The following is a 24,148-nucleotide window of genomic DNA, read 5'->3' on the forward strand; positions in this document are numbered from 1 at the left end:
CAATGAGTGCAGAAGTATTTCAATGGGCAGTCACAGGGGCTGGGCCCGCAGGAATTGCAGCGGTAGGAAAACTCATCGACCAGGGTATACCGGCGCGTGAAATCCTCTGGATTGATCCTGCCTTTAAAGTGGGTGATCTGGGACAATACTGGAGTGAGGTATCCAGTAATACCCGCGTTTCGCTTTTTGTGGATTTTCTAAAAGATGCCCACTCCTTTAAATTCAATGAAGCCGCAGAACAATTTGAATTACTGAGACTGCCTCCCGAGGAGACTTGCAAGCTTGAATATATCGTCAAACCCTTACAATGGGTGAGCGATCATTTACGTCAATCCACCACGTCTCAGCAGGAATCAGTGCAGCAGATCAATTTATCAGGGCGGCAATGGACTTTGACTACTGAAGAAAATGAATATAAAGCTGCGAATGTCATTTTAGCGACTGGTGCTCTGCCCTCTTCGCTAAACTATCCTGGTGTGGATGTATTGCCTTTTGAAATAGCCATTGATAAGCAGAAATTAGCCCAGACAATAAGCAGAGATCATTGCTATGGAGTGTTCGGCTCCTCTCACTCGGCTATCATTATCCTGCGCCATCTGGTTGAACTTGGCGTTGAAAAAATTATCAATTTCTACCGATCCCCCTGCCGATATGCCATCAATATGGGCGACTGGATTTTATTTGATAATACTGGTTTAAAAGGTCAAACGGCGAACTGGGCACGCGAGAACATTGATGGAAAACTGCCAGCCAGTCTTTCCCGATATATTATCAATGAACACAATCTGGCCCGCTATCTCCCGCAATGCCAGCAGGTCATCTATGCCGTGGGCTTTGAAACGCGGAAAAACCTGATTATCGGTGATTATGATCAGGTCCAATACAATCCTCATCTTGGTATTATTGGTCCGGGATTATTTGGTCTGGGCATCGCTTATCCTGAATTAAAAGCCGATCCTTATGGCAGTGTTGAAGCGCAGGTGGGGCTTTGGAAATTTATGGTTTATCTTAACAAAATACTGCCGCTGTGGCTCAAATATCATACCTGAGTTTTGAGACAGCCCAAGTTTGGGCCACATTAAAAAATAAAATAGGCTCTACTCTGCAATTTCAGATATAATATTGCAACTTTGTGCACAGGCAGTATACTCGCAACGTTCTGCCCCTCTGGAAACCCTTATGTCTGAAACCATTCATTTTGAAAAATCGATGCAGGAACTCGAAGAAATCGTCAGGCAGCTTGAGCGTGGGGATTTGATGCTGGAAGACTCGCTAAAGCAATATGAGAAAGGCATCCAACTGGCTCGTAAATGTCAGGAAGTACTGACCCAGGCTGAGCAGAAAATCGAAATGTTGCGAATGAATACAATGGAAACCGGTGAGCCTTCCAATGAATAATGAGAAAGTAAATGCCCTTATTGACCGCCACGAGATGGTCTTATTGCAACTGCTGTCTGAACTCGACATTCCTGCTTCCCGGTTAAAAGAAGCGATTGCTTATTCCTTGTTTCCTGGTGGTAAGCGGCTAAGGCCGGTTCTGGTTTATCTTTGCGGTGAAATGGTTCGGGCACCACTGGCAGCACTCGACTATATCGCGGCAGCAGTTGAACTGACCCATTGCTATTCGCTGGTTCACGATGACTTGCCCGCAATGGATAATGACGACATGCGCCGAGGGAAACCAAGCTGTCACCGCGCCTTTGATGAAGCAACTGCCATTCTGGTCGGCGACGGCATGCAAGCACTTGCAATTGAAATCCTGCTAAGCAAACTGACCGATATCCTTGCACCTGCCAAGGTGATTGAAATCACCAGAGAATTAGTACGCGCCAGCGGTCCTACCGGTATGGTGAGCGGGCAAAGTCTTGATCTCTCTGAACTGAGTAACAGCAGTATTGATGAACATACTTTGAAAAAAATTCATCAGTTGAAGACAGGTAAATTAATTCTCTCCTGCATTAATATGGCGTTGGCTGCGGGAAGCCCCAGCCATGAAGAAATCAGAAATCTGCGTCTTTATGGCAACCATCTCGGTCTGGTCTTTCAAATGCAGGATGACTACCTGGATGCCTACGCTTCAATAGAACATCTTGGCAAAGGCCGAGCGTCTGATTTGGCTAATGATAAAATTACCTATGCGCAGCTTTATCCCCAGAAAGGATTGCTCGAACAAATTAATCATCACTTTGATCATGCCAAAACCGCCTTACAGCAAATCGGTTCTACCGCAATGGAACTCCTTCATTTAAATGGGCAACTGCATCAGCGCACTTCTTTTTAAAGCACCCATAAACTTCCTGGTATTGCTCTTGTAACCCGCTCTCTCCATTCTGCTGCTATTCTTTAAGAATGGACTTTTACAGAGCGATCCCGGGCATGAGACGCTGTGCAATGAATTATCTAATCGCTTTGATTCTGATATCAGTCTGTGGCTTTGCAGAAGCTGGGAAAGTCATTCAATTTACAGTTAAGGGCAGTATAGGGCCGGCTACTGCGGATTATTTGAATCGTGGGATCGCTGCCGCACAAAACGCCAGTTTGATTCTGATTATTCTTGATACTCCGGGCGGGCTCGACAAATCAACCCGTCTCATCATTCAAGACATTCTCTCCTCCAAAGTACCTGTGGTCACTTACGTTTATCCAAAAGGCGCGCGCGCTGCCAGTGCGGGTACCTTTTTGCTTTATGCGAGCACGATTGCGGCAATGGCACCAGGAACCAATCTCGGTGCCGCAAGTCCGGTCAATTTAAGCGGCGATGAGAAGTCCGGGGTAATGGATAAAAAAGTTACTAATGACAGCGTAGCCTATATACGCTCATTAGCGCAGTTGCGAGGAAGAAATCCTCTGTTTGCCGAGCAGGCGGTCATTGCCGCCTCGACTTTGACAGCCAATGAGGCACTGAAAAAAGGCGTAATTGATATTATTGCGGATACCCCGAACGATTTACTGGAAAAACTCAATGGAAAAACCGTCAGTCAGGGAGGGTTGACCATTCAGATTGATACAAAACATTCTGAAATCGCCGCAATGAATCCCGACTGGCGTATGAAGTTGTTATTGATTATCACCGAGCCAACCATTGCCTATCTGCTGTTACTGCTAGGAATATATGGCATTTTTTTTGAGCTGGTAAACCCTGGATTTGTTTTACCAGGGGTTATAGGTTCCATTTCAATGATTATTGCCCTCTATGGTCTGCAATTGCTGCCTGTTAATTATGCCGGTCTGGCTTTAATGGTCATTGGTATTGGTTTTATTATTACCGAAGCGTTTACCTCAAGCTTTGGAATTCTTGGGATTGGAGGAACAATCGCCTTTATCGCCGGCTCAATTTTGCTCATTGATACCGAGCACCAATCCTATCAGATTGCCCGCTCAGCCATCTGGTCTATGGCTGCGGCCAATATCATTGCCATGTTTACCCTATTGGGAATGGCGATTCAGTCACGCCGCAAAACCGTTCAGAATGGACTATCCATACTACTTAACGCCGAAGGTCGGGCACTCAATGATATTAATTTAAAAGGACAAGCTATTATAAGGGGTGAAATATGGAGCGTGAGTTCTATGAAGCCAATCACTGCCGATAAGCCGGTTAGAGTTATTAAAGCAGAGGGATTAAATCTGGAAGTGGAAGAAATAGATTCAGTGAAAGAGATCAGTCATCAGGGAGAAAATTAATCATGAGCTCATTTTTAGGTTTTTTGATTGCATTCATTATTATTATCATTATTTCAAGTTTTCGTGTTCTGCGGGAATATGAGCGCGGCGTAATTTTTCAACTGGGGCGTTTCTGGAGTGTTAAAGGGCCTGGGCTTATTCTGGTACTTCCTGGCGTACAGCAAATGGTGCGCGTGGATTTGCGTACAGTTGTAATGGACGTTCCGAGCCAGGATGTGATATCGCGTGACAATGTGTCGGTGCGCGTCAATGCAGTGCTTTATTTTCGCGTTGTCGAACCGGAAAAAGCGATTATACAGGTTGAAAATTATTTTGAAGCCACCAGTCAGCTGGCCCAGACCACGCTGCGTTCAGTGCTCGGGCAGCATGAGCTGGATGAGATGCTGGCTGAACGTGAACAATTAAACAGTGACATTCAAAAAATCCTGGATAGCCAAACCGACGGCTGGGGAATTAAAGTTTCCAATGTCGAAATTAAGCATGTTGATTTGGATGAAAGCATGATCAGAGCGATTGCCAAACAGGCGGAGGCTGAACGAGACAGACGTGCTAAAGTAATTCATGCCGAAGGAGAACTTCAGGCCTCTGAAAAATTAATGCAGGCAGCGAAAGTTTTAGCAGAACAACCTCAGGCCATGCAACTTCGTTATTTGCAAACCTTATCTGCTCTCGCGGGCGGCAACACCTCGACTATCGTTTTTCCAATGCCGATTGAATTAGGGGAATTGTTGAAAAAAATGGGATAGATTTTCATCGCGCATTATTTAAGGGCCATTTCATCACTGGGGTATAGCGCACTCCTCCCCCGATGGATTGGCTTTCAAAAAGAGTGATCTCACTGACATTCATCGGGGTAAAAACTGGCAAAGAGACTGGTTCCTCAAACTGTCTATTCCATGCGTTATCTCGAATTCGACCTAAAGTCACATGCGCTGTATAAACCCGTGACTCAGTGGAATAACCCAAGTGGTTTAACGCCTCTCCGATTATTCGGGATAACATAGCCAGCGTTTCATTCGGTTCCACTTTAAGCGATATTACCTTGGGATAAGCAGGATTAGGGAAATAAAGAAAGTCTCCAAATTGTATGGGAAATGGTTCACAGCTAAACTCAGCTGTTAAAGTCTTCGCTAGTATCGGTATATCCCTGCAATTCATTTTTTGCACAAACTGCAAAGTCACATGCAAATTTTCCTTTAATGTCCATTTTACTGAAGAAGCATGTGAATGCTTCTGCATCCTGCTAATCAATAGAGCCAGCTCTTCCTGAACCTGGCCGGTTATCCCTACACCAAAGAAAGATCGAAAAGACTCCATAATCATTCTAATAATCGAAGTTATTTCTAATTTACGATAAAACACTTTCTTTTTCTATGTTATCCACAAAATCTGTGGGTAACTGTGTGTATAGCTTGTCAGTTTTACCAAATTCCAGCTTGTGAGAAATTTATCAACAGCCCATCAATAAAAGACCAAAACAGACCCAAAGAGGAAAAATATTAGCCTTTATGTTATATTAATTTGTATATCCTTAAAAAGGAAACCGGGGTATGGAGCTACAGTTGAGTAAAAACAAGCTTCTTATGGAAGCTTTAATGGCTTTAAAAAAACTGCTCAGGGATGAAGAAGCTTTAGATATTGCGGTGTTTCGCAATGGCCGCGTCAAATCGCCTGGCGTCAAATCAGGATATGAGGATGCCGAATTTCTGGATGGCTTTGTTTCCTTATCTACATTAAGCCTATGGGATACTCTGGATCAAAATGGGAATATTCAGGTCGATGCAGTGAGAAACGCTGGATTCAAGATAGAATTGAATAACGATAGCTTGAAAAGCAATCTAAGTATGCTCTTTACTGATTCCCAGATTGAAAATCTGTCTGATAAAGAAAAATTATATACAGATGCTATCGTTTACACTATCAGTTCAGAGCTTCAAACACCGGAGCGATTAATTGCCGCGCTGCAACCTGGTCCTTTTCAGAAATTCTTCAATATACAGTCCCTGATAAAAGAAGCATTCGATGGTCTTGATCTCACCGCCCTGCTTAAAGATAGTGTCTCTTTGGAAAAAGCAATTGACCTGAGACTATCCGCCCTGGACACAAAACCCGATGAACAATGTGTAGCAGAGTATGAACCCCGGGATCTTGAATTATTTAGCTCGCAGAAAAGTATCAACTATCGGCAGGTTCTTGAATCAATTAATCAGCAGGAACAGCGACGCAAAGAAATACGTCAAAGAGACTTGCCTCATTTTTCAAGTTTAATAATGGAGCTGACAGCGCTTGCCCATTCAACCGACTTTTTAAATGGGTTCGTAGAAAAAACAACATTGCTCGATAAATCCAGACTTATTCTGGAATTATTGAGTCGCACACAAATGTCCGCAGCAACGGGAATTCCCAATCCATTTCCTAAAGAAACCCGCTCACTGGAAAATCTTTATCATCATTTGATTATTGATGCCCTCTATCAGACCCTACAGTCTGAAAAGGAGAATGGCGTTAAACATCTTATCCAGGAACTGAAAAGTTCCGAAGCCAACGCCCTATGGGAAAAAACGGTTTCTTGCCTGGCGGAACATTTTATCACCCTTTGCGACAGCATGTTTTCTTTCTGCCTTGGATCTAATCTCAACGCTGAAAACAAAATATCATTAAACAATGCCTATCGACTGGCCAGTGTAATCGCACCTGAAATTCAGAACAATTCACTTAAAAATAAATTATTGGAAGCAAGAGCCGAGGTATTTCTGGCTGCATTGATGCAAATTCTCGTTACCACGACCCTAAGTCAAAAGGGCTGGGGAGTTCGGAATAGCCGTTATGAAATAACCATCGACGGAAAACCTTATAAACTCCCCAGGCGCGCCTCTGAACAGTATGAAGCCATTCGGGATTTTATGAATGGCAAACTATCCGCAATAGAGGCCGCAAGCCTGGTAATGAGTATTGGCCAGAAGGATTCCTCCAATTTCATCACCAGCCCGGGAGTGATCGTAAAGAATTATTTTTCACTATTTAAAGAAGGGGATCGCAACAAAACTGAAGAAGAGGTAACCGAGCAGTTAACTAAAAAAAATAACCCCGGTTAAACCTCAACCTGATGATAATCGCATCGCAAAAACCAGCTAGCCGCAAATGTTATAACCCCCATCGACATACAGAACCTGCCCGGTGATGTGAGCCGCTTTATCTGATACCAGAAAAGCAGCCATCTCCCCTACTGACTCAATAGTGACTAATTGATTAAGGGGTGCCTCTTTTGCTGCTTTTTCCATAAGCTGATCAAAATGTTCCAGACCAGAGGCGGCACGCGTCATTATCGGACCCGGAGAAATGGCATTAATCCTGATTTTCTCCTGCCCGAGGTCAATTGCCAGATAACGCACGGTCGCTTCTAAAGCCGCCTTCACCGGCCCCATCAGATTGTAATTTTTAATTACTTTTTCGGAACCATAATAACTCATGGTCATTATCGATCCGCCATGACTCATCAGAGGCTCCACCGCTTTGGAAAGACGAATCAGTGAATGACAGGAAATGTCCATCGCCAATAAAAAACCCTCTTTGGAGCAATCGACCACTCGCCCCTGCAAATCTGATTTCGGGGCAAAGGCGATGGAATGAATCAGAAAATCCAGCGTTCCCCATTGTTTATGAATTGTTTCAAAAAGAGCAGTGGTTTCCTCGTGGTTACAGACATCAAGAGGCATAAAAATGGGGGCTTTAACTTTCTCAGCCAAAGGCTGTACATATTTTCGCGCTTTTTCATTCTGATAAGTCAATGCCAGCTCTGCTCCGGCCTCATGCAATACTTTTGCACATCCCCAGGCAATTGATGACTCATTGGCTATGCCGACAATTAATCCTTTTAAACCCATTTTCAAGACTCCTTATTCAGTATGGCCAGGCTGTGTAAAGCCATCATTTTTTCTTCATTGGCGGAAATAACCAGCACAGAACGTACAGGCAAAAAATGAATCGCATCCAGAATTTTTTTACGGACCGTCATAGAGTTTTCACCAATGCCTCCTGTAAATATAATATGATCCACGCCTCTCAAAGAGATAGCCATCATCGCCATATATTGCGCCACTTTCAGGCAAAAGAAATCCATTGCGAACTGCGCTTTTTTATCTTCGCTTTTCTCAAGTAACTGAACATCATTCGTCCAACCGGATAATCCTTTCAAGCCAGACTCTCTGTATAATAGCGACTCCACCTCCTCGATACTCAAACCAAACTGCCTGACTAAATAAGGAATAACGCCTGGATCAATACTGCCGCAGCGCGTACCCATCGGCAAACCATCAAGTGCGGTCAATCCCATTGTCGTATCCACACTACGGCCTCCGGACATGGCACAAAGACTAGCCCCGTTCCCCAAATGAGCGGCGATAATCAAATCTTTATTCAGAGCACTATGATGCTTATCAAGATAATAGCTGATCCATTCATAGGAAAGACCATGAAATCCATAACGCCTTACACCAGCCTTGCGAATGGTTTCAGGCAGGGCATATTCAGTAAATAATGGCTCATGCCCGGCATGAAAGGCAGTATCAAAACAGGCGATTTGTATAACACTCTTGCCAAGCTGGTAAATGTATTCCACTCCGGCAATGTTGTAAGGCTGATGCAAAGGAGCCAAAGGACAAAGCGTTTTCAAATAATCGATAACATCAGGGGTAATAAGAACTGAATGCTTATAACGCTCACCGCCATGAACAATACGATGTGCTACAGTTAGAATTTTCCATTGGCATTCATGATGCTCTATCCAGTTAAAAATGTATTCCACAGCTTGCCGCTGATCCATATTCTCCGCAAGACTTAAACTTTCTGACGGTCCCTCATCAACCCGGGCTGCAAACACAGGCTTACCGCCAATATTAAAAACCTTGCCACTGGCCAGCAATTCAAGGCTTTCATCAGCCACAAACATTTGAAATTTGACGCTTGAAGATCCGACATTTAATACGAGGATGCTGTTTATTGCCAGGTTCATTTAATCAGACCTTCTTTTCGAGCAGCAGCCATTTTTACTGCCAGTGCACAGGACAGCAGTCGTGTACGAATTGAATCTGCACGGCTGGTCAATATAATTGGAACTCTGGCGCCTAATACAAGCCCTGCGGCATCAGCATGTCCAAAAAAAGTGAGCTGTTTGGAAAGCAGATTCCCTGATTCAATATCAGGAACTACCAGAATATCCGCATCCCCTGCCACTTCGGAGATAATATTTTTTTCAATTGCGGCCTGTTTGTTAATCGCATTATCAAAAGCCAGAGGACCATCCAGTATAGCCTGAGTAATCTGTTCTCTTTCTGACATCTTACATAATAGTGCCGCATCCACGGTGGCCTGCATCTTCACATTAACGAACTCGGTAGCTGCCAGTATCGCCACCTTGGGCTTCTTATCCATTCCATAAAGAACCCGCCACAAATTGATGGCATTTTGGCAGATATCCGCTTTTTCTGATACCGTAGGTGAAATATTAATCGCAGCGTCTGTGATAACCAACGGTTTATGATAAGAAGGAACGTCCATTACATAGGCATGGCTAATACGGTATTTGGTTCGCAAATTGGCAGAAGAAGGCACTATTGCGCCAAGCAACTCATGAGTCGCTAAAGAACCCTTCATGATCGCATCAACTTTACCCTCCGCCGCAAGCGACGCGGCTCTGACTGCTGCGGCATCACTATGAGGGCAATCAATAATTTCCCATTGGGACATATCAATATTGGCTTCACTACCTGCTGCCCTGATTTTAGCGACAGGACCAACCAATAGAGGCCTTATCAATCCCGCCCGTTCTGCATCAGCAATCGCCTCTATGCTGCTCGCTTTAACCGGGTGAACGACCACAGTGTTAATAGGGCCAATATTTTTGCAGGATTTGATGATTGGTTCAAATCGGTCATGGTTATGAATTTCGATATCAGGCAAACGTGTTTTGGCAACCTTCAGTTTTTTTGTCGGAGCCAATACGCGTGCCTGCCCCTCAATAACGATGTCTCCCTTCTCATTTTTTCCCAAACAATTAAAGAGGACAATTGGCCTGTCTTTTTCCTTGTCAATCACAGTAATTGTAATTGTGACCGTATCTCCCAGATGTACCGGATTCTTAAATTTAAGATCCTGACCAAGGTAAATGGTACCAGGGCCTGGTAAAGCGGTGCCTAATAAAGCAGAGATCAAACCGCCAGTCCACATGCCGTGACCGACAATTCCATGAAATATATCATTTTGGGCAAATCCGGGATCCATATGAGCAGGATTGATATCGCCGGAAACGGCTGCGAATAAAGCGATATCCTCAGGAGTTAACCTGCGGCTTAACATGGCTTGCTGGCCTATGGATAATTCATCAAAGGTTGTATTTTCAAGAAATTCATCGGTCACAGCTTATATCCCTAATACAGTGTTGTTACAGAAACGCGCATAAGCGTCACTAAAAATCCTCTCTCCCCTCAGCAATCTCGTCCTAGCCCTCACTGCCATTAAGTCAAGCTCAAATGTATATTAAACTGTCTTCCCCGCGAAGGCGGGGATCCCTCTCTGAGCGAGCTATAATGCCAATTGAGGAATGGATTCCCGCCTTCGCGGGAAGGACCAAATTCCTTAACTTAATGGCAGTGACCCTAGCCCTCTCCCAGCTTGAGAGAGGGGATTTTTTCTTAAGTTGACACCTATCCTCAAACGCGGAATTATGGATTTTTGTTTCAGCGTTTTGGTCGAAGCAACTTACTTTTTTTATTATAATAAGAGTTCCTGGAACGGCTATCTGATGCGAAAGTTGCTATCGCTTTGAGAACAAGATGACCCACTTTTGAAAAGGCTTGTAATAAGGCGAAAGCCAGCGTTCTGGCTCTTGTTGAGTGTGTTTTCATAAAGCACTTCCTATGCTAACAAATTAATCATCCATTTTGCGCGCTTACCTGCACGCAGCTTAATGATATAATTTAAACTAAATTCACACAATAATTCTTAAAAAAGAAAACCGGTTATCTAAAATTCATCCCATAAATTTAACTGCTTTGGCCCCTGCTCCTTTTTGCGGAATTGACTGGTATTTAAAGCAATCTGCCTTTCAGTATTTAAGCCAAAACGCCTGCAAGCCAACTGGAATCGCATCTTTAACAAATTGGCAAATTCCCCCTCTCCACGCATACGGCTGCCAAATGTCGAATCATATTCTTTACCGCCGCGCATCTGACGAATTAAACTCATAATGTGCCCGGCACGCTCTGGAAAATGCTTGCCCAGCCACTCCTTAAACAAATCCTTAACCTCGTGCGGTAATCGAAGCAGTACATAAGCAGCATTACGCGCTCCGGCCCTGCTGACCGCTTCGAGTATCCCCTCCAGTTCCATGTCATTAACCATAGGAATTATGGGTGCCAGCATCACCTGCACTGGGATATTATGTTGCGCTAAACCCTGCACCAGCCTTAATCTTGCAGAAGGTGCCGAGGTTCTTGGCTCCAGGATGCGCTTAAGATCAGTCGATAATGAAGTAATACTGACCGCCACTTTGGCCAGGTTGTTTTTCGCCATAGCTGCCAGCAGATCGAAATCTCTTTCCAGCAGCGAGTTTTTAGTAATTAAAACCACCGGATGCTGATGCTCAAGCAAAACCTCTAACAGGCTGCGGGTTATTTTCAATTTCCCTTCAACTGGCTGATAGGGATCCGTGTTTGCGCCAATCACGATGGGTTTACAGTGGTAGTTTGCCTTATTGATTTCCTTTCGCAATAATTCGGCAGCATCCTGCTTGTAGAAAATTTTGGTCTCAAAATCTAAACCGGGCGATAAATCCATATACGCATGGCTAGGTCTGGCATAACAGTAAATACACCCGTGCTCGCAGCCCCGGTAGGGGTTAATCGACTGTTCAAAGCCAATGTCAGAGGATTCGTTGCGGCTTATTATTGTTTTTGCTGATTCAGGATATAAAAAAGTCTCAAGCGGCGGCAGCGCTTCTTCCTCTATGTCCCATCCATCATCATAGTATTCATGACTTGTTTTTGCGAAACGTCCTTCCGGGTTGGACAAAGCGCCTCGATTTTTAATAGTAGGTCCAGTTTTCATGATCAATAACTCAACATCTTTTGCTGCAATTTTACCCAAAATAGTTAAAAAATGTAGCCCAATTAGCAAATACTTTCTTGTGAAATCAGGGGATCCAAAGCAGGATGACAGCATCTGGGGCTCGGCCAGACGATTTTTAACTTTTTTTGTCTGCCAGTTCTTTTGCCTCTTTCCACAAGGCCATTAACTGTTCAAAGGATAAATGGTCAAGATTGTTCAGATTCTGACTTTTAGCTAATTGCTTCACCATTAAAAAACGCTGCTCAAACTTGTTCAAACTCTTTTCCAGCGTTAACTCGGGATCATAACCGCAATATACGCAAAGTGATAACACTGCATGAAGCAGATCACCGATTTCATATTGCAGTAAATCATTTTCTCCATGGTCCTGGTCCAGCAATTGATTGACTTCCACACACTCGCTTTCAACTTGTGCCAGAATCTGCCGGGCATTATCCCAGCGAAAACCAAACTGCATGGCGTCCAGTTCCAAATCGATCAATTTGTTAAATAAATTCATAACTTGAATATTTCCAAGTGCGGTAGATAATTATTATCAGGGAGGATTCAGTTTTATTCCAGTCTTAAAGTCCTGAAATCGTTCGAATGCGTTGATTTTTACATTATCAGAATGATACAATATTGCACCATTTAGTTAGTTATAGAGCAATAATGCCCTTCACAAAAAACCGGCAATATCTCCCTAATACCGCTTTGCAGAACTGGCGCAACCTGTTTTATCGAGAAGACGATTCTAAACCAATTGAGCTCCTGATTGATGGAGAAAAACATAGCCTGCATATAAGCCGTTACCAGGGAGATGAAAATAACTTCGTAAGTCAGGGTGGTACTAAGCAAGTCTACCGATTAAATAATGGGAAGGTCTTTTCAATTTTAAACTGTTCAACCGGAGTGGGGTCTGATGCTGCCAAAGTATGGAACTGGGTAGTGGATGACGAAATTATTTTTTCAAATTATCTGGCCAAAATAGGTTTACGCACCCAGGATTATCAAAAAGTAAAGTTAAGCATTGACGGGCATGATGTATATGTTCTGCAAATGACGGCATTTGACAGCCTGCTCAAGCAGGGGAAGCAAGTCAGAGACGCCAAGAATGCACAACATTTCGGCAGTACCATGCTTTTTGGAAATCGGGAAAATGCCGAAAATCCCGCTTATCTATTACAGTTAATGCAGCCGCTTCTGGATGACATCGCTTGTCTGCTTGCCCATTGCGTGCATATCTCTAATCTTGGAGACAGTCTTAATCTGATTATTGAAGATACCCCCGAAACCCCCGAGCATCAGCGCGACCAACCAGGGCTTATCAGTGAAAGAAAACAAGTTCCCCATTTATTCTTCTATGATCTTAGTAAAGATTTTAAACAGATAGATTTCGATAACGATATCCATTTTGATAAAGAGTGTCGCCCCAAGGTTGCAGAATACTATATAAGAGGGGCCTATTTTGCCCTGCTTGCTGCAATAAATAACGAGGAAAGATCTCTTTTCGGACTTGGCGAATGTTCTCCTTTCCAATTTTCGAATAATAGTTTCGAGACTATAAAAGAACAGTTACTGGAGACAGTTCTTCAAAAAACCGAACAACTGATTGCCAGCAGAACCACATTACCTAAAATTACTGAAATCCCTTGTCCCCATTTACCTCAGCTTTATGAGCAACCTGCGGACTCTATTTTCGTAGCTCCCCAACCTGAACGGGCAGAAGATCAAAGGCTGTGCCGCGCTTTGAACAGGTACATCAGCGAGCGTGAGGCCGAAGTTAAACGGTTCCAATCGAATTACAATTCCTTCTGGGCAAAGCTATTTTCCAGAATGGATGCAACAACAAAAATAGAAACTGCAAAAAAAGTGATTGCCTGTATAGAGAACAAACCCAATACTGATAAAAATTTTTCACCCAGGGAACTGGCGGCAGCGCTTCAAGGCCGCCTCGGGCACCTAATGGCGGATAATGAATACGCATTGCCAACGGATTTTAAACAGCAACGAGACGCTTACCTGCAGACCAAATCGTTCTGGAGTTTTAATTAACTTTGACTGCCTGCCTGATTTTCATTAAGCTCAGGTAAAGTGAATTGACCAGGACGTAATCATGCCAGTACTGCAAGGGAATAATATTAGAACCTACTATGAAATTCATGGACAGGGTCAACCGCTGGTATTGATTGCCGGGTACACCGGCGATCACAATTTCTGGAATCTAATGCTGCCGCAACTGGCGAGCCAATTTCAGGTCATCATTTTTGATAATCGGGGAATTGGTGAAACAACAGATAAGGGAGAACCGTTTACTTTAGAGACTATGGCGGCCGATGTCATTGCATTGATTGACGCACTTGGACTGCTAAAGCCGCATATTCTGGGTCAGTCAATGGGGGGAGCTATTGCACAGATTGTCGCCCGAAACTATCTCGACCGCATCGGTAAACTAATTCTTTTAAATACCGTTTCCCGTTTCAATCAACGTACCATCAGAACGCTGGAGGGTTTGCTGCGTTGCCGCAAAGAAGGGGTATCCTTTGATTTGTTTATGGATCTGGCAATGCCCTGGTTTCTTTCCAATGCCTATTTAAGCAATGAACACAATATTTTATTATTTAAAGAGGTGCTTAAAAATAACCCCATTCCTCAAACCATTGAGGATCAGCAACGCCAGCTTAGAGCACTTGCTACATTTAACTCCACCGCCTGGCTGGGAGAACTAAATGTTCCCAGTCTGGTCATTGCAGCCGAAGAGGATATCATCACCCTCCCGGGAGAGAGCGAAGCCCTGGCGAAAATGTTACCTAATGCCGCGTTTATGAAGGTCCATGGTGCTCACTCCAGCCCTCTTGAACAAGCGCAACGGGTCAATGAGTTAGTTTTAAAATTTTGTGTTTAAAAATCGGCATAGACCATATTTAGACAGATGACTTAACCCGCGTAAAATTAAACGCGGGCGTAACCCTGATATCTATCCTATTGACTCAATCTCTCTTTAATCGTTTGTGCCGTATCATTTATAATCGTTAGCAACTGCTGAAAAAGCTGCTCCAGTAATGCAGTATGGCCTGACAAATGATACTCCTCCAAGCACTGACAAGCCCATTGCAAACGTACATTTCCGCAATACATCGCACTGCTCTTCAGTTTGTGAGCCAGTTTCGCTACTTTCTGCCAATCTCGTTCAGAATGTGCTTTGGCTAATTCTTCTCCAATGGCAGGTAATTCTTTTTCAAGCAGTAAACCGAGCATTTCACGTAAAGTCGCAAAATCACCAAGATTAGCAATACCTATAGTTTCATCAAATAAAGCATGACCTGACAAGGCAAAATAATGAAGTTCCTTATTATCGCTGCCATGGTGAACAAATTTGTCTTCTGCAATGAATTCTTTCAATAGACCTTGGAATGCGGGGAGGGTCACCGGTTTGCTGATTAATTTATTCATTCCAGCAGGAAGCTTCAGAGTATTACTGGATGATAAAGACTGCGCAGTCAGGCCTACAAACGGAATAGCTGCCCGGCCCTCCTGCTGCTCAAGTTCGCGCAGTCTATTTAACATTTCATGACCCGAAATTCCTGGAAGACCCAGATCGCTGATGATTAAATCAAAGGGTTGTTGCTGCAAAAGCTGCAATGCCTCTTCTCCAGAGGTGGCAATCTGATAATGACATCCGGATTTTTGCGCCATGATCTCCACAGTTTTTAATGCGACCGGATTATCCTCAACTAACAATAAGCGCGCCTCATGATTTGATATTTCATGATCAGAATTTAATTTTTCGCCATCTTGATACGTTTCATCATAACTTATGTCAGGCTCTGCCAACACCATCGGAAGTTTGAAGTAAAATCGGGTTCCCTTGCCAATAGTACTGCTTAAATTAATTTCCCCCCCCAGCAACTCCACATAGGTTTTAACGATATGCAAACCTACCCCATGCCCCTGATATTGCGCTTTATTGGATGGGTTTACTTTAAAAAACCGATCAAATACCTTGGCTTGCGCCTCCTCACTTATGCCTAAACCTGAATCAAATACCGAAAACTCCAAAGTGACATTATTCTCTTCCTCTGAAAGCTTCTGAATGCTTACTCCCACATGGCCTTCCTGGGTGAATTTAATGGCATTTCCAAGCAAATTCAGCAAAATGCGATGAATTTTAATGCGATCACTGATAAACCAGTCAGGAACATCTGGCTTGATATCAACCAAAAACTCAAGCTTTCGCATTAATACAGAAGGTTGTTCCAGCTGGACAATATCTTTAATTAATTTTCTCAGGCTGAAATGTTCATAATGCAAATCTTTTTCCTGAATGTTTCCAGAAGAAACAATTTCCAGAACGCCGTTGAGTAGTGCAAGCAACTGGGTACCGCTTTCGTGTATCCAGCGAGAATATTGCATCTCTTCTTGGGTATTGGCATTTTCCTCAAGCAGGTTGGACATGCTGATGATGCCGGTAATCGGCGTGCGAATATCATGGCTCATATTGGCGAGAAACTCGTCTTTGGCAATGTTGGCGGCTTCTGCCAATTCCTTTGCCTCACGCAATGCTTCGGCCCGTTTATTATCTTCTGTAACGTCCGTGGCCACTCCGGTGACGCCATAGCAAATCCCCTGCTCATCAAATAATGGAAATCCATTATCAATAATCCAGCGTATTTCACCATCGGGACGAATAATTCGATAATGTTCGGAATAACGGGCTCGCTCGCCCAGACGGCTCACTTTTTCAGCCATTTCGGAAATAGGATTATGATCCATCGCATCATCGGGATGAAGAAAATCCATCCATATCGATGGATTATTGTATAATTGTTCGCGAGAACGTCCCCAGATGCGCTCAAACGAAGGGCTAATGTATTGAATTTTCTTGAAATCCGGGCTGCTAATCCAATACACCTGATCACTATGTTCAGAGAATTTTGCCAGGAAGTCTCCGACTTCGTTAATAGTGAGATGAATCTTGTCCTTTTTTTCACCCATTGGAATGCTAGACTAAGAAATGTATAATTAAAATTTTAGCAAACTATATTTATTTTGCGCACTATTTATTTTTGGAGCAAACATGAGAGACCCCGCAGGCCAAAATGCAAATAATGCTGATCAGGTAATGACACAAGCAACTTGGGTAAACCACATCGAATCACTTATCGCGCAAGGTCTTTCCCAAAAAGAAATTGCCGCCGGGATGTTAAAACCAACCCAAAAAACCGGCTACCTGAATCTACAAAACAAACCCTACTTAATCAAGGCAGGCATGGGAAGACCGACTTATCCCGCTTCCGTTGCCGCCGTTTTGAAAAAGTACTTCTCTAATATAGAGGAAACGGCAAAAAAAGAAAGACAGGAGTTAGAAAATACATCCGGCAAGGGTGCACTGGATTACGGCGATCCGCAGGGAGATGAGGCGAATCGAAAAATGATGGCCACCGCCATGTCCAATTGGTACGATGCTCCAATCTCACCCCAGGATATTCTCTTTACGGTCGGTGGGGCCGGAGGCCTGCATTTAGTATTTGAAGTGCTGAACCAATTAAATGATAACGTTCCCTTCCGGATGATAACCCCTTTTCCTCATTATTCACTCTATGCTTCAAATCCCGGGCATAAACTTCATCCTATTGATGTGTTCAAGCTGCCCGGGTACAAACTGACTGCCGAGGCGATTGAGGCCAGTATTATTGAAGCCTATGAAGCGGCCAAAGAAGATCACATCCAGCCCAAAGCGATTTTAATTTGTAATCCCAATAATCCGATGGGTACCGTGATTGATGCAGAAGAGATGAAAAAAATTGCGGTAGTACTCAAGAAGTACCCTGATTTACGCATCATCTTTGATGAAGCCTATACAGAAATGAATTATGTGCGCAGGGGCCTTCTGGAAATACTTGAAGATTTACTTAAAGAAAATCCGGATCTGAAAATTATTCTTGATGAAGCCCATGAAAAGATGGGGATGGAAGAAAAAGTTAATTTTTTAAATCTGGTTAGTGCCTTGCTTCTGCAACATAAGCTTCAGAACGAACACTTACCCGAGCTCAGAAAAGAATACCAAAAAACCCTGGATATTATAATGAGCGGCTCCATTACCTTTAACACAATGTACCATTTATTCACTTTGAGGTCTCAACTAAACCATCTCGAAAACGCCGCGAAAAATCTGCGCATTGATAAATCCATCAAAGATACCTATGGCAACAAGGTCTATCATTCCCTGAGTAAACTCACAACGGCTCTCGAAAAAGATTCAAGACTGCCTCAAATGCTGGAGCAGGCTAAGGCTATCAAGGATAAGGAAAATGCTTCATTGGCAAAACTAGCGCCTGAGTTACTTGATCGAATTATTATTATGCGTTCAGCCACAAAAGCCTTCTCTGCCGCAGGAGAGAGGCTGGCTGTATTAATGACCTTTGATCCTGCGTTTATGCGCGAGCTCAAAACCTTGCAAATCAACACCGTGGGTCATGCGCCCCGCTCTTTACAAAAAGCCTATGCCGAAACCATGGCGAATCTTAATGAAAGAGAGCATCTGCTCATGAAATATTTTTATAAAGCAAAGGTCGATTATGTAACCGAGCGTGCAAAGCAAATGGGAATTACCCTACCCTCACCCGAGTACCATACTGAGGGCACCTTCTACGTTCCAGTGGATTTAAGTGAGCTATTTGGAATGAAAATTCCTGAAGGCGCAACCAAAGCGCTGGAAAAAGAGGGCGTAGTCAGTAATGATTTGGAGCTGGCCTACAGTTTGTTATATAAAGATCTGCTGTCTATCAGTCCTTTCTCCTATTGTGGTGTCGACGGCAAAAAAGGGTATATGCGGATAACCTGCTGCAGCCCGCAAGATGAGTTATGCGAAATGATGGATCGAATCGAAAGGCGCATTCTTAAAGTAAGACTTGAGAAAAATCAAAAAATGCGTCATGAAATTGAACAGTTACTTCATAGTTATGAGCATATTGAGACTACCTTTTCAAGAAGCAGTTTATTAACTGAGCCGTCATCAAAAGATCGCTGGGGAGAGCAACGCACTAAAAATGAACCTTTTTTATCATCAAGCCAGGAAGAAGAAAGAAGCAGTATCGAGGATTTTGCACGCGAAATCAGAATTCGTTATCAGAACATTCACAAGGAAAAACAACCCAGCGCACGCAAAATTCAAAAAGAAAATAAACAGCTTGAGAGCATACTGTCGGAATTGCGGCCTGCGATTATGAGGGCTACCCGATTAGGTCAAAGAATAGCCGCTCGCAAAATTAAAAACTTTCTATCCCATAATTTTCTTACCAGGAAAGATGATAATGAAAGAAAAAAACAACAGCGCGAAGAAGATGCAATCTGGAAGAGAGTAGTCGATAAAATGTTTGTCATAGATTGCCCACAGAAGGATAGTCTTCTCTGCCTCACACGTGAAAAGCGCATGGTCTATGCTGAATATGCGGAGGCAATCAATAAGTTAGAAAATACTGGCAATCTTCCCCAGCGCCCTCGCTCACAATAGGGTATAGGTCAACCTGAAATCTTCTCTCCCCTTAAGGGGAGACTCACATAAAGCAGGTGGACAAAAAAAGTCTTTGCGAGCTTCAGCGAAGCAATCCACTTCTTACTTTGTTCAAGTTTCGATCTGGATTGCTTCACGGTGTTCGCAAAGACGACAGGCTTGTTGCTTAGTTCTATTTACCATGAACGCCTTCGCGGGAGGCCGGCCTTTACTTTTCATTTTCCCGACTCGATGCCATACTCAATTCTTTCTATATCGAGCAGATCTTGTGATAAAAAAAACAACATATCTTATTATTGTAACGGTGATTATAGGAGTGCTTTCTGGCCTAAGTGGAATGTGTATTGCCTTGCTATTGCACTGGATACAGCATATCGCTTACGGTTACAGCTTACAGCATATTATCAGCCCGGAAAGCTTTCTCCAGGGAGTCGAGGCAGCTTCGGGCGAACGCCGGCTATTGGTTTTGGTCATTTGCGGCTTGGTCGCCGGTATTGGCTGGGGGCTTCTCTATCGCTTTGGCACTCCACTGCTTGGCATCTCCAACTCTATTAAAAAAGCCGAACCTATGCCGGTCATTGCAACGAGCATCCACTCTCTTTTGCAGGTAATAACCGTTGCACTTGGTTCACCGCTGGGCAGAGAAGTAGCGCCCCGCGAAATAGGCGCACTGTTCGCTGGATGGATTTCGCAAAAAAGCGGGCTGAGAAGCGAAGATACCAAAATAATGATTGCTTGTGGGGCCGGTGCTGGCCTGGCCGCGGTCTATAACGTTCCATTGGGCGGCGCCCTGTTTATTGCAGAAGTCTTGTTGTTTAGTTTTAACTGGTCGGTGCTGTTGCCAGCCCTTGTCAGTTCCACAATAGCGGTTGCCGTCTCCTGGATTGGGTTGGGTAATCAACCGCAATATGATCTTTCAGGATTAGTGCTCAGTCCCGGAATTATGGCTTGGTCAATACTCACCGGACCTGTTTATGGGCTTGCGGGTTACTGGTTTAGTAGAATTGCGAATCAATGCCGTAAAGCGGCGAAACACAACTGGCAACTACCGATTCTTTGTATTCTGAATTTTAGCTTAATCGGCGTGCTGGCTATTTTCTTTCCAGCTATTTTAGGGAACGGTAAAAGTGTCATTCATGTCGAATTTGGAGCCGTCACGCTGATGTCGCTCTCGGCAATATTATTCCTGTTGCGTGTTATAACCACCTGGTCGAGTTTACGGGCCGGAGCTGAAGGAGGCTTGTTAACCCCCTCAATGGCCGCCGGTGCCTTGTTGGGTGGTTTTTTAGGCGGTTTATGGAATCTGTATTTTCCAGGTATTATCCCTGCTTCCTTTGCTGCAATTGGCGCCACCGCGATGCTGGCTGCCAGTCAAAAAATGCCGCTGACTGCTATTGTGCTTATCTTTGAATTTACCCGTATTGACTTCAGTTTTATTATGCCAGTCCTCTTCGCAGTATGCGGATCACTTGCTGTTTGCAAATTATGTATGAGTCTTGAAAAATAACCCGGCTGCGCACAACCGGGTTCATTGCATCAGGACATGCGATAGATGAGCGTCCCAGAAAGCCCATTATCCTGAACATTGGAAGCCCATTGTGCAATATACGAAAGCTTCAACTGCAAATGATCCATCTCTGGACGTTGCACTAATAATCCGGCATCAATTAACACTGAATTGCGCGCAATGGGGCTGCCGTAAATAGTAAACAGATTGCTGCCGCTATTAAACGCCATCAGCATTTGCGGATCAAGATGATGATTTGCGTGCTGCCAACCGAGCATCAAACGCTGAGCGATGTTAATTCTGTCATTGACAAGCAGACTGGATGTTTCACGAAGTCCCAGAGTTGAATAGAAAAGATTTTCCTGACCGCGGCCATTTAAGGCGGCAGGACTGCCGGACTCGAAAAAGCGGCGCGTTTCCACATTCACATAGCTGCCGCCTATAAAGGGTTCTGCCTCTATATTGTTCATTGTGATCGGATAGCCTAATTCTCCAAACAATTGTGCTGTATTACCGTTGGAATTGGATTTAACCGAGTTGGAAAAGCCGGGGAATACAATATTACGATGCGTATGAATATCATGCCAGGTATAGGCCGCTCCACCTCGTAAATTAAACCATGCCAGACGACTGCCTGCATAAATTCCCAGATCATAATTGTCGCTGGATACCCAGGAGTTTCGTGCATACACTTTAATGTCTGAATTACTAGTCCCACCAATCATTCCAAGACGAAATGGCAAAACAGAGGTTGTGTCAGCTCCCAGGAAAAATCCACGGGTTCTGCGATCAGTTTGCGCTGCATTCCCATTGCCTTCCAGTTTACCCCAGGCGCCAAAACCTTGGCCCCACCAGCTAAGACCTGACAGCTTCTGGACTTTCTGATTAGCATCCACCTGTAAACCTTTCAAACCTGAGAAAGCCTGCTGCAAGCGATTTAAAGCCGCATAGCGCAGATAACGGCTTTCTTCCATAAAGGCACCTAATGTCGATACATGGATTTCTCCAGAAAGGCTGTCAAATGCCTGTGGGGCGAACTGTAAACTGCTCAGGTTACTGATTGCGTCAAAGACCGGATTACCGCCACCAAGACTCTCTACCCCTTCCGCCGTATTGAACTGATTGACAGTTAAGGCGGCACTGGAAAATCGCAGTCCATTTCGCAGAATATCCAGATAAACATGCTGCGGATCATAGGCAAGAATAAAATCCAGAAACGGTAAATGCTCATTAAGACTATTGTAGGTTCCTGTAACCCCGCCAAGCGCTGTTAAAATGGTATAGCGCGTTCCAGCAGAATAAACCCCGGGGCTGCGTAGCAACAATACTTCGGCGCCAGTAATACTCGCCGCTCCTCCGATACTGATCAAATCCGATTGACCGGCCGCATTAATTTCAAGCTCATAAATCGAACCAGGAAGCTGCAGATAATTCCCAAGCACAGAGAATGTGCCAATTGAATTGCCTGGGGCGATATTTCCACCAATAATTGCCGAGCCCACTGAACCCGTACCTTGCAGGCGCGCGCCAGGCAATACATCAACCGCGCCGGGGAGGCTGCCATCGATTCGTAAAATCCCCTGATTGACGCTTGTTGGTCCGGTATAAGTCTGTTGGCCGCCAATGGTTAACTGTCCTTCCCCGGTTTTGGATAAACCGCCGCAGCCATCGAACACATTATCGGTTCCAATATTAAACCCATTGGAATCAATCGTTAATCCCTGGCAACTCACGAATAACTGTCCAGGAAGAAAACCGCTGATAAACTGTTCATTATTTCCATTGGCTCTGAGAACACCGCCATCGAAATGAGTAGCAATAAAGAGACTGTTGCCCACTAACTGGTTCGTCTGCAGAACACCATTAGCGACAATCTCAAGCAGAGCAGGACCATTTCCAAGAACAGTTTTCTGCATCACATTGACCAGCCCTCCATCCTGAATACTGAGAAAACCCGCAGAGTTTTGCCCCACTGTCAAAGACGTATTATTCCAGAGTGAGCCCTGGCCATTGACTATTACTGCTCCCACAGATCCCGCGTCGGCAGCAATGATCCCCTGCTGATTGCTCACAGTGCCGCCGCCGCTTATAAACAGACTGCCGTTTCCGGATCCACCGACAGTCAGACTGCCGCTGTTAGACCAGAGTGAGTTTTCGCCATTCACATCAGCGATACTGACCGAGCTCGCGCCCGCAGCAATTACGGCTGATTGGGAGGTAACCAGACCACCAAAGAAAATCGACAGCGATCCGTCTGATAATAAGCCTATGTACAAATCCCCTTGATTATGCCACTGTGAGCCATCACCTTCTACGCCCACCCCGCCTGTAGAACCTGTTTCAGCACCAAGAATGGCATTCAGATTGGATACCATCCCCCCGTCGCAAATACATAAATCGCCGAATCCGCCCTTTCCAAGAATCAGATCACCGCTGTTAATCCACTGAGAACCCGGACCCTGGACATCAATCACTCCCACAGCATTTGCGGTATAGGCAACAGTGGTGGTGTTACTATTGACCTGACTGCCATTATCAATAATTACGTCCCCGATTCCATCAAAGCCAATTAACCATTGGCTATTGATGTTCAGCAAGCCGTTATCCATCATCAGCATACCAAGAGAACCAGCCGTTAGACCCATGGTGAAATTGGCCGTATTGACAGCCCCTCCATCCAGGATATTCAAATTGCCAGTGCCAAAACCGCCAAGCTCGAGTACGGCTGCATTATTCCACTGAGAACCAGGGCCATGTACGGTCACCGTTCCACTTGAACCTATGTTGGTACCAATTTGCGCCAGAAAATCGCTTACAACACCCCCATTCACAATATCCAGTATCCCCTCATTGATATCACCAACGATTAAGGAAACCAGAAATGCCGTTGAATTACCGTTGACTTCTGTCGAATTAGGAATAATCGTATCAATGATTACCGAATCACCTGGAACTGGAACCCCTGGAATCCAGTTCAGAGGATCAAACCAGTCATTTGACACTGACCCTGTCCAGTCTACTGCCCATACGGGATTGGACAAGCAGAAAATAGTCAATAAAGAGATTAATGGTTTGCTGGAAAAGAAAGAATGGGTATTTCTTTTTTTTAGTGAGTGGTTCAAATTCTAAGCTCCGTTTAAACATTCCTGTTTCACTGAATCTTCCTTTAAAACTCACCCTCTCAGGAAGAGATTTTCTATTAAGGAATATTCCTTTAAATCCTCTCTCCCTCAGGGAGAGAGTTAGAGAGAGGGGTTTAAAAATCAACCCTCACCTTAAACATCCACTGCCATTAAATTAAGCTTAAATGTATATTAAACTGTCCTCCCCGCGAAGGCGGG

At 44.2% G+C, this 24,148-nt stretch carries 19 protein-coding genes; 10 read left to right on the forward strand and 9 right to left on the reverse strand.

Features of this window, described 5'->3' with window-relative positions:
- Positions 1-2: 2 nt before the first annotated feature.
- The 5 genes from E1O89_RS07500 to E1O89_RS07520 all read left to right on the forward strand — a co-directional run bounded on the left by E1O89_RS07500 (position 3) and on the right by E1O89_RS07520 (position 4,430).
- Positions 3-1,049 carry an NAD(P)-binding domain-containing protein gene (locus E1O89_RS07500; protein ID WP_133139631.1) on the forward strand — a complete coding sequence of 349 codons (1,047 nt, stop codon included), beginning with the start codon at positions 3-5 and terminating at the stop codon, positions 1,047-1,049.
- A gap of 130 nt (positions 1,050-1,179) precedes the next feature.
- Positions 1,180-1,398, forward strand: a complete 219-nt coding sequence (locus E1O89_RS07505; RefSeq protein ID WP_058506396.1) for an exodeoxyribonuclease VII small subunit — start codon at positions 1,180-1,182, stop codon at positions 1,396-1,398.
- On the forward strand, positions 1,391-2,281 hold the full coding sequence (locus E1O89_RS07510; protein ID WP_133139632.1) for a polyprenyl synthetase family protein: 891 nt from the start codon (positions 1,391-1,393) through the stop codon (positions 2,279-2,281). The genes E1O89_RS07505 and E1O89_RS07510 overlap by 8 nt, the downstream gene beginning before the upstream one ends.
- Positions 2,282-2,391: 110 nt before the next feature.
- Positions 2,392-3,684 carry an NfeD family protein gene (locus E1O89_RS07515; protein WP_133139633.1) on the forward strand — a complete coding sequence of 431 codons (1,293 nt, stop codon included), beginning with the start codon at positions 2,392-2,394 and terminating at the stop codon, positions 3,682-3,684.
- A 2-nt stretch (positions 3,685-3,686) separates the two neighbouring features.
- Positions 3,687-4,430: a slipin family protein gene (locus tag E1O89_RS07520; RefSeq protein WP_133139634.1), complete on the forward strand. Its 744-nt coding sequence runs from the start codon at positions 3,687-3,689 to the stop codon at positions 4,428-4,430.
- Between the two features lie 4 nt (positions 4,431-4,434).
- Here E1O89_RS07520 and thpR read toward each other — a convergent pair whose 3' ends face one another.
- Positions 4,435-5,001: an RNA 2',3'-cyclic phosphodiesterase gene (thpR, locus tag E1O89_RS07525; protein WP_165483097.1), complete on the reverse strand. Its 567-nt coding sequence runs from the start codon at positions 4,999-5,001 to the stop codon at positions 4,435-4,437.
- Positions 5,002-5,234: 233 nt separating this feature from the next.
- Here thpR and E1O89_RS07530 point away from each other — a divergent pair, with 233 nt between their 5' ends.
- Positions 5,235-6,779: a hypothetical protein gene (locus E1O89_RS07530; protein WP_133139636.1), complete on the forward strand. Its 1,545-nt coding sequence runs from the start codon at positions 5,235-5,237 to the stop codon at positions 6,777-6,779.
- A gap of 36 nt (positions 6,780-6,815) precedes the next feature.
- On the opposite strand, the gene fabI is transcribed toward E1O89_RS07530, so the two are convergent.
- The 6 genes from fabI to E1O89_RS07555 form a co-directional block, all read right to left on the reverse strand.
- On the reverse strand, positions 6,816-7,568 hold the full coding sequence (gene fabI, locus E1O89_RS07535; protein ID WP_133139637.1) for an enoyl-ACP reductase FabI: 753 nt from the start codon (positions 7,566-7,568) through the stop codon (positions 6,816-6,818).
- Positions 7,569-7,570: 2 nt separating this feature from the next.
- Positions 7,571-8,695: an acetate/propionate family kinase gene (locus E1O89_RS07540; RefSeq protein WP_133139638.1), complete on the reverse strand. Its 1,125-nt coding sequence runs from the start codon at positions 8,693-8,695 to the stop codon at positions 7,571-7,573.
- Positions 8,692-10,098: a bifunctional enoyl-CoA hydratase/phosphate acetyltransferase gene (locus E1O89_RS07545; RefSeq protein ID WP_133139639.1), complete on the reverse strand. Its 1,407-nt coding sequence runs from the start codon at positions 10,096-10,098 to the stop codon at positions 8,692-8,694. Before E1O89_RS07545 ends, E1O89_RS07540 begins: the two co-directional genes overlap by 4 nt.
- A 320-nt stretch (positions 10,099-10,418) precedes the next feature.
- A complete protein-coding gene (locus E1O89_RS15435; RefSeq protein ID WP_165483098.1) occupies positions 10,419-10,586 on the reverse strand; it encodes a hypothetical protein in 168 nt (55 codons plus the stop codon).
- Positions 10,587-10,704: 118 nt separating this feature from the next.
- A complete protein-coding gene (locus E1O89_RS07550; RefSeq protein WP_133139640.1) occupies positions 10,705-11,787 on the reverse strand; it encodes a PA0069 family radical SAM protein in 1,083 nt (360 codons plus the stop codon).
- Positions 11,788-11,923: 136 nt separating this feature from the next.
- Positions 11,924-12,307 (reverse strand): MazG nucleotide pyrophosphohydrolase domain-containing protein, encoded by a 384-nt coding sequence (locus tag E1O89_RS07555; protein ID WP_133139641.1) that lies wholly within the window; start codon positions 12,305-12,307, stop codon positions 11,924-11,926.
- Between the two features lie 152 nt (positions 12,308-12,459).
- Between E1O89_RS07555 and E1O89_RS07560 the strand changes: the two genes are divergently transcribed.
- Both E1O89_RS07560 and E1O89_RS07565 read left to right on the forward strand, forming a co-directional pair.
- A complete protein-coding gene (locus tag E1O89_RS07560; RefSeq protein WP_133139642.1) occupies positions 12,460-13,842 on the forward strand; it encodes a hypothetical protein in 1,383 nt (460 codons plus the stop codon).
- A gap of 61 nt (positions 13,843-13,903) precedes the next feature.
- Positions 13,904-14,692, forward strand: a complete 789-nt coding sequence (locus E1O89_RS07565; RefSeq protein WP_133139643.1) for an alpha/beta fold hydrolase — start codon at positions 13,904-13,906, stop codon at positions 14,690-14,692.
- A gap of 77 nt (positions 14,693-14,769) precedes the next feature.
- On the opposite strand, the gene E1O89_RS07570 is transcribed toward E1O89_RS07565, so the two are convergent.
- Complete coding sequence (locus tag E1O89_RS07570) at positions 14,770-16,782, reverse strand: PAS domain-containing hybrid sensor histidine kinase/response regulator (protein WP_133139644.1); 2,013 nt, start codon at positions 16,780-16,782, stop codon at positions 14,770-14,772.
- Positions 16,783-16,864: 82 nt separating this feature from the next.
- Here E1O89_RS07570 and E1O89_RS07575 point away from each other — a divergent pair, with 82 nt between their 5' ends.
- A complete protein-coding gene (locus E1O89_RS07575; protein WP_133139645.1) occupies positions 16,865-19,300 on the forward strand; it encodes an aminotransferase class I/II-fold pyridoxal phosphate-dependent enzyme in 2,436 nt (811 codons plus the stop codon).
- 268 nt (positions 19,301-19,568) lie between these two features.
- Entirely contained in the window at positions 19,569-20,807 is a 1,239-nt protein-coding gene (locus tag E1O89_RS07580; RefSeq protein WP_262337454.1) for a chloride channel protein, read from the forward strand.
- Between the two features lie 29 nt (positions 20,808-20,836).
- On the opposite strand, the gene E1O89_RS07585 is transcribed toward E1O89_RS07580, so the two are convergent.
- Positions 20,837-23,809: an autotransporter domain-containing protein gene (locus tag E1O89_RS07585; RefSeq protein ID WP_165483099.1), complete on the reverse strand. Its 2,973-nt coding sequence runs from the start codon at positions 23,807-23,809 to the stop codon at positions 20,837-20,839.
- Positions 23,810-24,148: the final 339 nt, after the last annotated feature.

This window comes from Legionella genomosp. 1 (assembly GCF_900640215.1).
GTDB classification, from domain to species: Bacteria; Pseudomonadota; Gammaproteobacteria; order Legionellales; family Legionellaceae; genus Legionella_C; species Legionella_C quinlivanii_A.

What these genes read in the sequence shown, in the direction of transcription:
- E1O89_RS07530 (WP_133139636.1), top strand. Translation starts at nt 5,235, where the DNA reads ATGGAGCTACAGTTGAGTAAAAACAAGCTTCTTATGGAAGCTTTAATG.
- E1O89_RS07570 (WP_133139644.1), bottom strand. Translation starts at nt 16,782, where the DNA reads ATGGGTGAAAAAAAGGACAAGATTCATCTCACTATTAACGAAGTCGGA.
- E1O89_RS07575 (WP_133139645.1), top strand. Translation starts at nt 16,865, where the DNA reads ATGAGAGACCCCGCAGGCCAAAATGCAAATAATGCTGATCAGGTAATG.
- E1O89_RS07555 (WP_133139641.1), bottom strand. Translation starts at nt 12,307, where the DNA reads ATGAATTTATTTAACAAATTGATCGATTTGGAACTGGACGCCATGCAG.
- thpR (WP_165483097.1), bottom strand. Translation starts at nt 5,001, where the DNA reads ATGGAGTCTTTTCGATCTTTCTTTGGTGTAGGGATAACCGGCCAGGTT.
- E1O89_RS15435 (WP_165483098.1), bottom strand. Translation starts at nt 10,586, where the DNA reads ATGAAAACACACTCAACAAGAGCCAGAACGCTGGCTTTCGCCTTATTA.
- E1O89_RS07520 (WP_133139634.1), top strand. Translation starts at nt 3,687, where the DNA reads ATGAGCTCATTTTTAGGTTTTTTGATTGCATTCATTATTATTATCATT.
- E1O89_RS07500 (WP_133139631.1), top strand. Translation starts at nt 3, where the DNA reads ATGAGTGCAGAAGTATTTCAATGGGCAGTCACAGGGGCTGGGCCCGCA.
- E1O89_RS07550 (WP_133139640.1), bottom strand. Translation starts at nt 11,787, where the DNA reads ATGAAAACTGGACCTACTATTAAAAATCGAGGCGCTTTGTCCAACCCG.
- E1O89_RS07510 (WP_133139632.1), top strand. Translation starts at nt 1,391, where the DNA reads ATGAATAATGAGAAAGTAAATGCCCTTATTGACCGCCACGAGATGGTC.
- fabI (WP_133139637.1), bottom strand. Translation starts at nt 7,568, where the DNA reads ATGGGTTTAAAAGGATTAATTGTCGGCATAGCCAATGAGTCATCAATT.
- E1O89_RS07505 (WP_058506396.1), top strand. Translation starts at nt 1,180, where the DNA reads ATGTCTGAAACCATTCATTTTGAAAAATCGATGCAGGAACTCGAAGAA.
- E1O89_RS07565 (WP_133139643.1), top strand. Translation starts at nt 13,904, where the DNA reads ATGCCAGTACTGCAAGGGAATAATATTAGAACCTACTATGAAATTCAT.
- E1O89_RS07540 (WP_133139638.1), bottom strand. Translation starts at nt 8,695, where the DNA reads ATGAACCTGGCAATAAACAGCATCCTCGTATTAAATGTCGGATCTTCA.
- E1O89_RS07515 (WP_133139633.1), top strand. Translation starts at nt 2,392, where the DNA reads ATGAATTATCTAATCGCTTTGATTCTGATATCAGTCTGTGGCTTTGCA.
- E1O89_RS07560 (WP_133139642.1), top strand. Translation starts at nt 12,460, where the DNA reads ATGCCCTTCACAAAAAACCGGCAATATCTCCCTAATACCGCTTTGCAG.